We start from the raw sequence: 13,781 nt of genomic DNA, 5'->3' as shown, positions 1-13,781 counted from the left end.
ACTCAACTCCTCCGGCGGACAGGTCACCCCGCCCAGCTACCTCGGCCCGACCATCCTCGCCGAGAGGGACCGACCGACGCGCGTCAAGTTCGTCAACCAGCTTCCAATCGACGCGGGTGGTGACCTCTTCATCCCCACCGACACCACGGCGATGGGCGCGGGCGTCGGACCTGATGGCGTCAGCCCGTACAAGCAGAACCGCGCGACGCTGCACCTTCACGGCGGAGCCACCCCGTGGATCAGCGATGGGACTCCCCACCAGTGGACGACTCCCGCAGGTGAGAGCACCGTCTATCCCAAGGGCGTCAGCGTGACCAACGTGCCGGATATGCCCGATCCCGGTCCCGGTGGCATGACCTTCTATTGGACTAACCAGCAGAGTTCCCGTCTGATGTTCTTCCACGACCACGTGTATGGAATCACCCGACTCAACGTTTATGTCGGCGAGGCAGCGGGCTATGTGATTCAGGATCCAGTAGAGGATGCGCTGGTCGCCGGCAACTACATTCCGGCAGAGCAAATTCCGTTGATCATCCAGGACAAGACATTCGTGGACGCCGCCACAATCGGCGATACCGATCCAACCTGGCGCTGGGGTACCGGCGCTGATGGAGACGGGAACGGCTATCCCGACTTCAAGACCGGCGACCTCTGGGTCCCTCACGTTTACATGCCGGCGCAAAACCCGGCTGACCTCTCCGGCATGGCTCCCATGGGCCGCTGGCATTATGGTCCCTGGTTCTGGCCACCGGTGACGGATATCCAGCACGGGCCAGTGCCGAACCCATACTACGATTCCTGGTTCGCGGGCGATATCGATCCCAACGGAGTGCCGTACCTTAGTGACGGCCCTGCGACGCGCCCTTGGGAGCCGAAGTACATGCCTGGCGTGCCTGACCCATCCGTAGGGATGGAGCATTATAACGACACCCCGCTCGTCAACGGAACGGCCTATCCCACGCTCACTGTGGATCCGAAGGCCTACCGCTTCCGAATCCTAAACGCGGCGAACGACAGATTCTTCAACTTGCAGTTCTACGTTGCCGACCCGGCTGTATCGGTTCCGGACCCTCAGCGATCGTCGCCGTTGACCGAGGTCAAAATGGTGCCGGCATGCAATGACGGGAGCTTACCTGTCGACTGGCCGATGGACGGAAGAGAAGGCGGCGTGCCTGATCCTGCTCTGAAAGGTCCCGACTGGATCCAGATCGGCACCGAGGGAGGCTTCCTTCCCGCGCCTGCGGTGATTCCCGCCCGGCCGATTACCTGGAACTGGGACCAGACGACATTCAACATGGGCAACGTCATCGATCATTCACTCCTCCTGGGGTGTGCGGAACGCGCTGACGTCATTGTTGACTTCTCCGGCTATGCCGGCAAGACCCTGATTCTCTACAACGACGCTCCAGTGGCGTTCCCTGCGCTCGACCCTCGCCAGGATTACTACACCGGCATGCCCGACATGCGCGATACAGGCAGCCATTGGCCGACTCTGCCGGGCTTCGGTCCCAACGTGCGCACGGTCATGCAGATCATTGTCCGCGCCGACGCTGTGGTCGACCCATGGCTCGGTCAGACCGCGCTTGAGACCGAGTGGGCCTCGGCGACGGGGCATCCTGGTGTGTTTGAGCGGGCACAGGATCCGATACTCGTAGGGCAGTCGGCCTACGATTCGGCCTATACAAGGCCGATCGGGAAAAACCCCGACAAACTCTTTCCGGCAGCTTCGCCATGGTGGGGCTACTCCGGGATATCCACCACCTCACTGCCCTTCGAGACTCTCGACGGCACGCGGCTCTCAATCCCAATGGCCCGGAAAGCCCTCCATGACGAGATGGGTGGGGTATACGACCAGTGGGGACGGATGAGTGGCAAGCTGGGCACCGAAGTCCCTGGGACCAATGCTCTGACACAGGCCTTCAGCCCGTTGGCCTACATGGACCCGTCCACTGAGATTCTCGTGAACAACACGACGGCGACTCTGTTAACACCCGTTCTTGGTGATGGTACCCAGATATGGAAATTCACGCACAACGGCGTGGACACCCATCCCATCCACTTCCACCTATTTAACGTTCAATTGGTCAACCGTGTCGGATGGGACGGCGCGATCAGACTGCCGGACGCCAACGAGCTTGGCTGGAAGGAAACTATCAGAGTCAGCCCGCTTGAAGACACGATAGTTGCGATGCGACCGTATGCTCCTGACATCCCCTTCAAGATTCCTGATAGTGTCCGTTTACTTGATCCAACGATGCCGGTGGGCGCGACTTGGCAGAGTTGGGACCCTGTCACAGGGAATGGCCCGGTGATCATCAGCAACGCGCCCTACAACTACGGCTGGGAGTACATGCTTCACTGCCACGTCCTCAGCCACGAGGAAATGGAGATGATGCGGCCGATTGACTTCCTGGTCTCGCCTGCCGTCCCGTCGAGTCTGACAGCCGTCTGGGGTGGCTCGGTGGACTTGGCGTGGACGAACAACTCCACGGTTCCCGCAGCTACTAACCTGCTGATCCAGCGAGCAACTGACGCTGACTTCACTCTGGGAGTAGCGGAGTTCAGCGTGGCCGATCCGGCTGCGACGGCGTTTGTGGACACCACCGTAGAACTGGGAATCACTTACTACTACAGGCTCCGCGCTGAGAACACAATCAGCTACTCCGCCTGGTCTAACACTTCGTCGATCCTGACGCCCGTCCCCACACCGCCGGCGGCGCCGACAAATCTGGCTGCCGTTCTTCAGGCAGGACCGCAGATCCAACTCACTTGGATGGATAATGCCACCAACGAGACGGGCTTCGTGATCGAACGCTCCGTGAACGGTGGGGCATTTGCCCAACTGGCAGCGCCAGGGCCACTTACAGGCACCGGCAACGTCACGTATCTCGACACAACCGTGGTCGCAGGTAATAGCTATGCCTACCGTGTTTATGCCAAGAACGGAACCCTTTCATCGGCTTACTCGAACACGGTGACTGTGGTACTTCGACTACCGGTGGCGCCGAGCAACCTGGTTGCTACACTTAATGCAGGCTCGCAGGTAAGCTTGACCTTCAGAGATAACTCCAACATCGAAACGGTCTTCATCATGGAGCGATCTGTTAACGGGGGGGCATTTGTTCAACTCGTTGCGCTGGCTGCAAACGCTGGCACAGGCAATGTTACCTATCTCGACACGACTGTAGCAGTTGGCAATACCTACGCTTACCGTGTTAAGGCTGTAGCCGGTGCTTTGTCATCGGCTTATTCCAACACAGCCAGCGTATCTGTGATCCTTCTAGCCCCGACCAACCTGGTTGCTACACTTAATGCAGTCACACAGGTAAGTTTGACCTTTAGAGATAACTCCACCATCGAAACGGGCTTCATCATGGAGCGATCTGTTAACGGGGGGGCATTCAGCCAGATTGCAGCGCGAGGTCCGCGGAACGGCACAGGCGGTGTTACCTATGTCGACACGACTGTAGCAGCTGGCAATACCTACGCCTATCGTGTTATGGCTGTAGCCGGTGCTATCTCATCGGCTTATACCAACACAGCAACGGTGGTCGTACCCAGCCTTCCGGCTGCGCCGACGAACGTAACTGTTACAGCTGCGATACGAAACAATACCAACGCTAGGATCACGCTGAACTGGACAGACGTGGCCACCAACAATACCGGTTACACCGTTCAGTATAGTCTCGACCCGAACTTCGTTCCCATCGGGGGCACTGCCACGCTGGGCGCGAACGCGATCACGTACAGAACGGGGAATGTGGCTCGCGGCACGACCTTCTATCTCAGAGTCCGTGCATTCAACCTTGGCGGCACGTCCGCTTGGGTGACTATCAGCATAACCACACCGTAACCACTAACACACAGGGCCTCGGGGGTGAGTTAATCTCTACCCCCGAGGCCCTATTTTTTTATAAATGATTAATGAAACGCCTGATAGGCGGGCATGTGAAAGATTACGCCGATTAGTGACCAGAGGGCTGCGGCAACGTAATCACCAAGGATTAAACCCAGGAAGAAGGGAAGCACTTGGCGATAAGTGCGGAGGCCTCCGTAGCGTAGGATCGTGAATTTGATGACCCATGCAACGAAGAAAGGCATCCAATGCCAGACGAGGCCGGGGGCAATACAATAACCTAATGGGTGGAACGGGAAACTGCTGTAGCTAGCACGCATATAGGAGAGGAACCCGACAAATAAGGCTGCACTGGCGACTACCCCCCACTTCCCTGCTTCTGTCTTATACCCATCTTTAAGCGCGGAGCCTAAGGGGCCGAATGCTTCATTACCTGCGCCCGTTGTAAAACCTAAGCATCGGGCGGAAGCGCCTTCGGTATAGGAGACATACAGATACGCCCACATCCCAAAGATAGTCGCCACCACCATAGCAATCATGATGGGGAGCACCAGGGAGCGCAGGTTCATCTTATTATCCTGGCCCAACTTAAAGCCCTCCAACTGATTGGGCATCATGTGGCTCCGGTTATAACGCCAATACCAATGATTAAGGGCGCCAGCAGCAAGGTTATTGGAGCCAACGGTATTCGAATCAAATAAACGCATAAACCCGGCCGGCTCTAAATCTGCAAAAGTATGTTGCCCACCGGCCTCTGCTCGAATTCTTGTAATGACTATCGAAGTCAGCATATAGGCACCCAAACTAAATAAGACCCAACCGGGGCTCATCCCTGCTTCTAACCAAAAGACGAAGAATATAGCGCATCCAATCAATAGCCCCCAAAAGGCAATCCGATAGGACATCGGTTCATCTTTATCTGAGCCATCAGGCCTGAGGGCAACGCGGACAGCTTCTTTCAGATGATTACGACTGCTGTAAAGCAATAAAAGCCCAAAGGCAGTCCACCCCCCAATCGCTTGCTCATGCACATAAGGAAAGTCCTGCACGTTGCCATAACCCATCTGATAGCCTACAAGGGCTTGCAGTCTGAAAAGCAAGAAGAAGAACCAACAGGAGAATGAAACATCGAGAGGGAGCAGGAAGGCGAGTCCGATTGAGAAGGGATAAAGTGTCAGCGCTGCCCCGCCTAATGCGCTTAAAGGAGGGTTAGAAAAGCCGATCGGCTGCGCCCGTACTTGTATCTCCCTAATCATCGGAAACCACTGATGAAGTTGGTTATTAGCGCTAATCCCAGCCGCAAGTGCAAATCCGGCCCAAAGGATAGGCGAACGAAGCGCCGCCCCAGGATGTGGGTTTTCAGTCAAAGCAAACGGAAGACGAACAATAGGATAAGAAAGTTTAGTGTAGTCTGACCAGGATTTCCTGAGCAGAGTGCTCATGCAAAGCATAATCCAGCCGCAAGTTATGATGAAGATCGACCAGAATGCAAGCGGCAAGAACCACATTCGAATGACAGAGGGGGTGAGTGAACTGTCGCCCCGGAAATAGCCTTCGAGAAGCTTCTTGTCCCACACCAACAGCCATTGCGGCAAGTGGTGAAACATATCAGTCTCCCACCGATTTTCCGCAGTAGCAAACCAACGGGGGAAAGGGATGGCTTGGACTAGGTTGCGTAAATAGTCCTGGGTGCAGAGAGTACAGGATACTACCAGCATCACATAGATAATTACTAACTCCGCAGGCTTCAAGACATACTTAGGCAGAAACCGCCGGAGCGCCATATTGGCAAGGGCAAGAATGAACAGGTAGAAAATCGGGGTAATAAAGAGGGGGTTAAGCGTAAGCATCACATACCAGCGAAGCTCTGCCGCAGCAAGCCAGTAGCAATTAAATGGGATCAGCAATACCCCGATAACAAGCGCTCTTAAATAAAAAACCTGCTTGCTCTCAATCGGCTGCTCTAGCTCCTGATCTTCATTCATAAGGCTATTTTACACCGAACTGGCCTAAAAACATAAACAACCGATGCGCAGGAACATTCAGATTAATGCCTATTAGCGACCACAATGAGCCCGTGATGAAATCGCCGAGTACAAGCCCAAGAAAGAACGGAACTGCGGATTGATACACCTTCAGGCCGCAGTATCGAAGGATAGCGAACTTGCATATCCAGGCAATAAAGAACGGCATCCAGTGATAGTTCATAGTGTAGGCCATACAGTAGCCGAGGGGGTGGAAAGGAAACCAGCTATAAAGCTCTCGAAATCTGGACAATAAAAGCACAAAAGAGCCGCCAAGTATAACCCCGCCCCAATTGTTGTGCTCCGGTTTATACCCCCCGCTCAAAGCATTTTCTAACCAAGCATAGCCTTCTCCCGCTCCAGTCCATGAGAACCCATTGACAAGATTACGCCCATCTCGATAGAAGATATGTAAACAAGCCCACATTCCCACAATAGTAGCTAGCACGATGGAGATGAAGATAGGGGCAATTAGCGTTTTCAGACGTATTCCCTGATCTTTGGCCATCTTAAAGGCTTCCATCTGAGACGGCATCATGTGACTGCGATTAAGACGCCAGAACCAGTGGCTCACGCTCATTGCGGCTAGTGTCGTTGCGCCCACCGCACTCGAACTAAACATACTGCCAATTGATAATGGTTCCAATACATAGATACTGTGATGACCTCCGGCTTCAGCCCTGATACGCGTAATGGCTATGGAGACGAGGAAATAAATGCCCATCACAATAAATGCCCAAAGGAAGGTCATCCCCGCCCACATCCAAAAGCCCATGAAAAAGATTGCCCCTCCGATCAGTCCGAGCAGCGCAATGCGATAAGACACAGGCTCCTCCGCATCAGAACCATCTTTTTGGAATGCTATCCTCACAACGTCTTTCAAATACTTTCGAGAGCTCCAGATTAATACAAACCCAAAGGCCAACCATGCTCCCATCGTCTGCTCGTACACGTATGGAAACCCTCGTATAGCGCTAAGACCAAAAACAGAGCCAAGAACACCTTCCAGTCGGATAAATATGTAGAAAAACCAGAATGAGAATGACACATCAAGAGGAACAAGAAAACCGAGGCCAATCGCAAATGGATAGAAAGAGAGCGTAATCGGATTGGCTGCATTAAAGGGAGGTTTATCAGGGAAATTAAGCCATTGGATGCCTGTAGGAATAGTGGTAACAGCTGGCACCCATTGATGAAGTTGTTCGAGCAAACTTAATGAAGCTGCAAGTATAAACCCCGCCCATAGCGCCCACGATTTTAATATTGAATTCGGCGAGTTGCCTTCCGCCAGTTCCAATGGCAAGCGAACGATGGGGTACGTCAACTTGTTATTCTCCATCCAGGCTTTGCGCAAAATTACGTTCATACAGAACATAATCCAGCCCGAAACCAAAATAAAGGTTGACCAGAATGCCAACGGCTTTAGCCACATCATCAGGACTGCCGGTTCGTTAAAAGATGCTTTCCCGTTAGTTATTCCTTCAAGCAAATTAGTATCCCAAACAAGTAGCTCTTTGGGAAGCACGGGGAACATCATATTAGCCCATTGGTTCTCCTGAGAAGCTTGCAAAGCCGGCCACCACATCGTCGACATCAAGTTCAACAGATAATCAAACGTGACAACCGTGCAGGACATCACCAGCATGATGTAAATAATAATTAGCTCGGCTGGCTTAAAAATATACTTGGGAGCGAAGCGGTGCAATAATGCATTCACTCCAACTAAAGAAAACAGATAGAAAATCGGCGTGGCGAAAAGAGGATTCGCGGTTAATATTAATGTGTAGCGCAGCTCCGATAAGGCAATCCAATAAGCATTAAAGGGAACAAGAATGATGCCGATTATAAGCGCACGCGTATAGTTAGTGCGCTCCTTTATTGTCGGTTCTTTATCCTTAAACTCATTGTTTGAGTGCATTTAAGACATACCTATAGAAAAATCCTAATCGGCGGCAAGTTTGTCAGCAAACCAACCAGTGACCATACCGCTCCAGTAATATAATCTCCAAGCACCAATCCCAGGAAGAAAGGGAGAGTTTGCCGGAAAAGCTTAAGCCCACCAAACCTTAAAACGAACAGCTTGATCAGCCAAGCTATCAAAAAGGGTACCCAATGATAGTTCATTCCGAAGCCGATACAATAGCCTAATGGATTAAAAGGCATCCATGCAGCTTTTTCTCTGAGCCATGCCAGAAAGAATACGAATACCGCTGCGCCTGCTACGACACCAACATGGCCTTGCCCTTCGTATCCGCCGGTCACTGTTCGGGCGTACCAATTAATCCCTTCATTAGCTGCACCAGTATAGTACCCCGGAGCATTGACAACTCCATGCTTTAATAAAACATGAAGGCTCGAACCCATTCCTACAATGGTTGCAAGCACTAACGCAATCAAGACAGGCGCCACTAACTTACGCATGTTCATCCCATGCTCACCCGCCAGTTTGAATGCCTCCATTTGACTTGGCATCATATGGCTTCGTTCGAAACGAACATACCAGTGGCTCATTGCTGAGGCTGCAATCGTTTCTTGGGAGAACAACCTCGAATCAAATAATTGAATAATTCGAAGCGGGTTCATTGCCCAAACAACATGCTGCGCGCCAGCTTCTGCTCGAACACGGGTGATAGCGATGGAGACCAGCAAATAGGTGACCATCATTAAAAAAGACCAAAGCGGGTTCATTCCCGCTGCCCACCAGAAACCAACGAATACAATTCCTCCAGCAATAAGACCGAAAAAGGCAAGTCGATAGGACATCGGCTCACCTGAATCAGATCCATCAGGGTGCACAGCAATCTGAATAACATGGCGAAGATGCTTTCGAATGCCCCAAATCAGCACTAAAGCAAACGAAAACCAAGCACCCAATCCCTGTTCAATGCCTAATTGGCCGTGATTGACAGAGCCAAGCCCAACAACAGACAATAACACACTTTCAAATCGATACAATAGATAAAAGAACCAACAGGAGAATGAGACATCCAAAGGGACTAAATAAGCCAGGCCGATATCAAATGGATAAAACGAAACAGGAATTGCCCCCATAGCGCTCCAAGGGGCGGTATTGATTGGAATCCACTGAGATCCTGTTTGAATACTAACAATTGAGGGGTACCAGTGATTCAATTGCTTAAGGATACCCAGAAAAGCTGCTATCCCAAACCCAAACCACATTACATGCGAGCGCATAAGCGAAGCTGGAGTATTTCGCTCGGTCATCGCAAAGGGTAATCTTACAATTGGATAGGAGAGCTTCACATTCTCCATCCATGCCTTGCGAATCATAACGGTCATGCAAAGCATAATCCAACAGGATGCAGTGATAAATATCAACCAAAACCCTAACGGTGGCAGCCATGCCCGAAGCACCCTGTAGCTGAATACTGTCGCATCTCCGCTAAATAAGTCCTTAACGACCTGCCTATCCCAAACAAATAGCCATTTTGGGAGATATGGCAAGGCTGGTTTTATAAATCCAGGATAAGTCTCGGCTAAATGCTGCGGCCATGGCATGAGCGAGATTAGGTTGATTAGATAGTCCACAGAAGCTATCGTGCAGGACATTACTAACATCACATAGATAACAACCAGCTCATGTGGTTTCAGAATGTACTTGGGGAATAGCTTCTCGATTAGCAGATTAACGAACCATAAAACAAAGAGATAGAAAACAGGAGTTATAAATAGCGGGTTGAGAGACATCACCAGATCAAACCGCAACTCTGCGGCTATCACCCAGTACACGTTAATCGGCATCAAAATCAAGCCCAACAAGAACGCCCGGCGATAAGATACCTTCGCCGCAACTATAGTCCCGTTCTCATTTGCCGCCTGTTCAATAGCCACTAAGCATACTATCCTCTGTTGTCATTGCGAGGGATTTTTCGTGCCCATGACAATGACACATCAAACTAACTGAACATTACCCTACTACGGGAAAATCTGATAAGCCGGTAAGTGATAGATAACACCGATTAGGGACCAGAAGGCGCCCATGACGTAGTCACCTAAAATAAGCCCCAAAAAGAAAGGCATTACCTGACGGTAAAGATTGAGGCCGCCTATTCTGAGAATTGAAAACTTGCAGATCCATGCTATCAGGAATGGCACCCAATGCCAACCCATACCGAAGCTCAAACAGAATCCAAGCGGATGGAATGGAAACCAGGAATAACATTCGCGCAGCCATGACAAGAAGATGACAAATCCTGCGCTGAAAATGGTAACCCCCCATCGAGTTGCATCCGGTTGAAACCCATTACTCAAAGCGCCGCTAAGCCAATTATGAAAAGCTTCTCCGCCTGCATGTTTAGGAAAAGTAGGTTCACAACCTGCCATTGCGCCTTCTTTATAGATCACGTGCAACATCGACCCGAAACCCGCTGCCGTAGCCAGCACCAACGCAATCACCATTGGAACAACTAGCGAACGCAGGTTCATCCCCTGTTCTTTGGCAATCTTAAAAGCTTCCATGTGATTTGGCATCATGTTGCTTCTATTGTCTCGCCAAATCCAGTGGTTAGACGCTGTCGCAGCCAATGCCGCCGGTCCAAACATAGACGAATTGAAAAGGTGAGCGACATTTCCCGGGTCGAGAAAACGCATCGTATGTTGAGCGCCTGCTTCCGCTCTTACTCTCGTAATGACTATAGAGACAAGGAAGAAAATCGCATTGGTGACCAAAGCCCAGGCAATCCCCATACCTGCAGCCACCCAAAAGATAGTTACAATAATTGATCCAATCACTGCCCCCAAGAAGGCTGCGCGATAAGAAATTGGTTCTTCCGAATCAGAGCCATCCCTGTTCTTAAACGCTATCAGGAACACTTGCTTTAGATACTTCCTACTTGTATATACTAGGATAAGAGAAAACATGAACCAGGAACCCATTGCTTGTTCATCTCGAAAAGGAAATCCCGCAACGCTCGCCAGTCCCCATTGCCCGCCAATAAATTGCTCAAACTTATAAAATAGATAGAAGAACCAGCATGAAAAACTGACATCTAATGGCACTAAGAAAGCTAAACCAATAACAAAGGGGTAGAAGCTAATGCCTATTTGGCCGATTGCACTCCATGGAGGAGAGCTAAAGTCAAAGGTTGTTAATCGCAGATTTATACTATTAACACTCGGAAACCATAAGTGAAGCTGTCCGAGGAAACAAACACTACCTGCCAAAATGAAACCTAACCACAACACCGGCGAGTTCATAAGTGAAGTCGGGGTATTTTTTTCCATCATCGCCAATGGCAGTCGGACCATGGGATAGGAAAGCTTTGTATTATCCATCCAAGCTTTCCTAAGGATAACATTAAGGCAAAACATAATCCAACCGGAGGTGAGGATAAAGATTGACCAGAACGCCATCGGAGTCAGCCACATGCGCAAAACTCCTGGATCCCATACTGAACCATTGCCCTGAAAAAAACCTTCCAGCAACTTCTTGTCCCATACAAACATCCAATGCGGAAGGTGTGGAAACATATTCTTTTCCCAGCCATTCTGGGTGGTTGCAAACCATCGAGGCCATGGTATGGTTGCCATAAGATTGCCCATATACTCTTGCGCCGCGATAGCACAAGAGATGACGAGCATCACGTAAATAATCACGAACTCGGCAGGTTGAAGAACTAGCTTGGGGGCGAACCTGTTGAGCATTCGGTTAATGCCCATCATAACGAAAAGAAAAAAGATAGGAGTTACAAAGAGCGGATTACCGGTTAATAGATTGCCCCAACGGATTTCCGATAGGACAATCCAATATACATTAAACGGCACCAGAAGCATTCCTATCAGCAATGCCCTGCCGTAAAATACTCGACTGGAAGTCTCAACCTTTTCTTTTTTCTCTTCCACAAAAGCCAATATTCTCTTCCCTCTCATCAAATTAACCGAATATCTGGTAAGCCGGTATATGGTAGAAGATACCTATTAGCGACCATATAGCGCCGGTGATGTAATCACCCAAGATTAGCCCAATAAAGAACGGCATCACAGCTTTATAAGCTTTAAACCCACCAAATCGCAGGACAACCAACTTTATTAACCATGCCACAAAAAACGGAACCCAATGCAAATACATACCAAATGAGGCGCAGAAACCTAAAGGATGGAAAGGAAACCATGCAAAACGCTCACGAAGAACCGTAAGTATTGTGACGAATGCAGCACCTACACCGATACCCCAGAAACGCTGAATCTCGGCAGGAAATCCCCCATTCACCGCCTTATTGAGCCATTCGTATGCTTCATAACCTGTATATCCACCATACCCTACGCTCATTACAGCCCCGTCTTTATATAAAACATGAAGGCTCGACCACATTCCAACAATTGTAGCGATAACGATAGCAAGAATCATCGGTATAACCAGCTTGCGCAGATTCATGCCATGATCTTTGGCAAGCTTGAAAGCCTCCATCTGAGCTGGCATCATGTGGCTTCGGTTCATATCCCAGAACCAGTGGCTCACAGCGCTTCCCGCCATGCTTCCCGATCCGACGAAATTAGAGCCGAATGGTCTGACCATCCGAAATGGTTCCATTAACCAGACCGAATGCTGCGCTCCCGCCTCAGCTCGTATGCGTGTTATGGCAATAGATACCATAAAGTAGGAGAACATCGTGAAAGAAGCCCAAAACAGGCTCATCCCCGCAGCAAGCCAGAAGGCAAAAAAGATAATGGACCCAATCAGCCATCCCCAAAATGCAGCGCGATAGGAGATAGGCTCTCCATTATCGGAACCATCATTATTAAATGCGGTTCGCAATACCCCTTTGAGATACTTCCGACTGCTCCAAAGCAATAGAATTCCAAATGCAAACCACCCACCAGCTGCCTGTTCCCCTCGCCAAGGGAATTCGGGAATACCATTCAGGCCCGCATAAAAACCGGCAACGCTTTGCAACTTCAAAAAGAGATAGAAAAACCAGCATGAGAATGAAATATCTAACGGCACGAGGAATGCCAACCCAATTGCAAATGGATAAAAGGTCGTTCGAAGCGCCGAGCCTCCCATCCAAGCTTCCGATTGGGGGATAAACCACGGTTGCACTTGAATAAATGGCACTGATGGAAACCAATTGTGAAGCTGATTAAGAGAACTTATACCCGCAGCAACAACAAATCCTGACCAAAGCACTTTTGACCGAAGCATCGAGCCAGGCTTATCTTCCTCTGTTAACGCAAATGGCAAACGAACAGTTGGATAAGTTAGCTTCGTGTTGTCCATCCAAGCTTTTCGAAGCAGGACGTTTATGCAGAACATAATCCAACTGGAAGTAAAGATGAAAAACGACCAAAATGCCAACGGCCCTGCCCACATGAGCAACACAGCAGGACGATACATCGTCGAGTTGCCATAATAATAACCTTCCAGCAAGCTCTTGTTCCAAACCAAAAGATGTTTAGGCAGATAGGGGAAGATATTGGTAGCCCAGTTATTATCAGACGTGACATTCCAACGCGCATAGGGCATAAAGGAGATAAGGTTAATGATGTAATCCATTGTAGCAATCGTGCATGAGAGCACGAGCATAATGTAGATAATCACCATCTCCGAAGGCTTAAGCACCTGCTTAGGCGCCACTCGTCGCAAAAGAACGTTAATGCCAACTAAACCCAACAGATAGAAAATAGGCGTAACAAATAGCGGATTGAGAGTTAGAATTACCCCCCACCTAAGTTCCGATAGAATTACCCAATACACGTTAATTGGGATTAATAACAAGCCAATAACAACGGCCCGCCAAGAAATCCCAATCCCCGCGCTAGTCTTCCCTTCTTCAATAACTTCCGTATTATCTATCATTAATTATCTATTTCTGGAGACTACTTTTCCTCTTGACCGCTAGGCAATAGTTTTGCTTCGAAACCTATCTCTTCTTTAATTCGGT

6 protein-coding genes are annotated in these 13,781 nt (G+C 50.0%); 1 reads left to right on the top strand and 5 read right to left on the bottom strand.

Annotated elements, in window-relative coordinates:
- The first annotated feature begins 151 nt into the window (after positions 1-151).
- Positions 152-3,853 carry a multicopper oxidase domain-containing protein gene (locus WCO51_03140; GenBank protein ID MEI6512251.1) on the top strand — a complete coding sequence of 1,234 codons (3,702 nt, stop codon included), beginning with the start codon at positions 152-154 and terminating at the stop codon, positions 3,851-3,853.
- Between the two features lie 68 nt (positions 3,854-3,921).
- On the opposite strand, the gene WCO51_03135 is transcribed toward WCO51_03140, so the two are convergent.
- The 5 genes from WCO51_03135 to WCO51_03115 all read right to left on the bottom strand — a co-directional run bounded on the left by WCO51_03135 (position 3,922) and on the right by WCO51_03115 (position 13,696).
- On the bottom strand, positions 3,922-5,841 hold the full coding sequence (locus WCO51_03135) for a DUF6785 family protein (protein ID MEI6512250.1): 1,920 nt from the start codon (positions 5,839-5,841) through the stop codon (positions 3,922-3,924).
- A 4-nt stretch (positions 5,842-5,845) separates the two neighbouring features.
- Positions 5,846-7,798, bottom strand: a complete 1,953-nt coding sequence (locus WCO51_03130) for a DUF6785 family protein (GenBank protein MEI6512249.1) — start codon at positions 7,796-7,798, stop codon at positions 5,846-5,848.
- An 11-nt stretch (positions 7,799-7,809) separates the two neighbouring features.
- On the bottom strand, positions 7,810-9,732 hold the full coding sequence (locus WCO51_03125; protein ID MEI6512248.1) for a DUF6785 family protein: 1,923 nt from the start codon (positions 9,730-9,732) through the stop codon (positions 7,810-7,812).
- An 84-nt stretch (positions 9,733-9,816) separates the two neighbouring features.
- Positions 9,817-11,742: a DUF6785 family protein gene (locus tag WCO51_03120; GenBank protein MEI6512247.1), complete on the bottom strand. Its 1,926-nt coding sequence runs from the start codon at positions 11,740-11,742 to the stop codon at positions 9,817-9,819.
- Positions 11,743-11,773: 31 nt separating this feature from the next.
- Positions 11,774-13,696, bottom strand: a complete 1,923-nt coding sequence (locus WCO51_03115) for a DUF6785 family protein (protein ID MEI6512246.1) — start codon at positions 13,694-13,696, stop codon at positions 11,774-11,776.
- Positions 13,697-13,781: the final 85 nt, after the last annotated feature.

The organism is bacterium, assembly GCA_037131655.1.
Classification (GTDB): domain Bacteria; phylum Armatimonadota; class Fimbriimonadia; order Fimbriimonadales; family JBAXQP01; genus JBAXQP01.
This window is presented reverse-complemented; position numbering and strand designations above follow the sequence as displayed.

What these genes read in the sequence shown, in the direction of transcription:
- WCO51_03140 (MEI6512251.1), top strand. Translation starts at nt 152, where the DNA reads ATGGGCGCGGGCGTCGGACCTGATGGCGTCAGCCCGTACAAGCAGAAC.
- WCO51_03135 (MEI6512250.1), bottom strand. Translation starts at nt 5,841, where the DNA reads ATGAATGAAGATCAGGAGCTAGAGCAGCCGATTGAGAGCAAGCAGGTT.
- WCO51_03130 (MEI6512249.1), bottom strand. Translation starts at nt 7,798, where the DNA reads ATGCACTCAAACAATGAGTTTAAGGATAAAGAACCGACAATAAAGGAG.
- WCO51_03115 (MEI6512246.1), bottom strand. Translation starts at nt 13,696, where the DNA reads ATGATAGATAATACGGAAGTTATTGAAGAAGGGAAGACTAGCGCGGGG.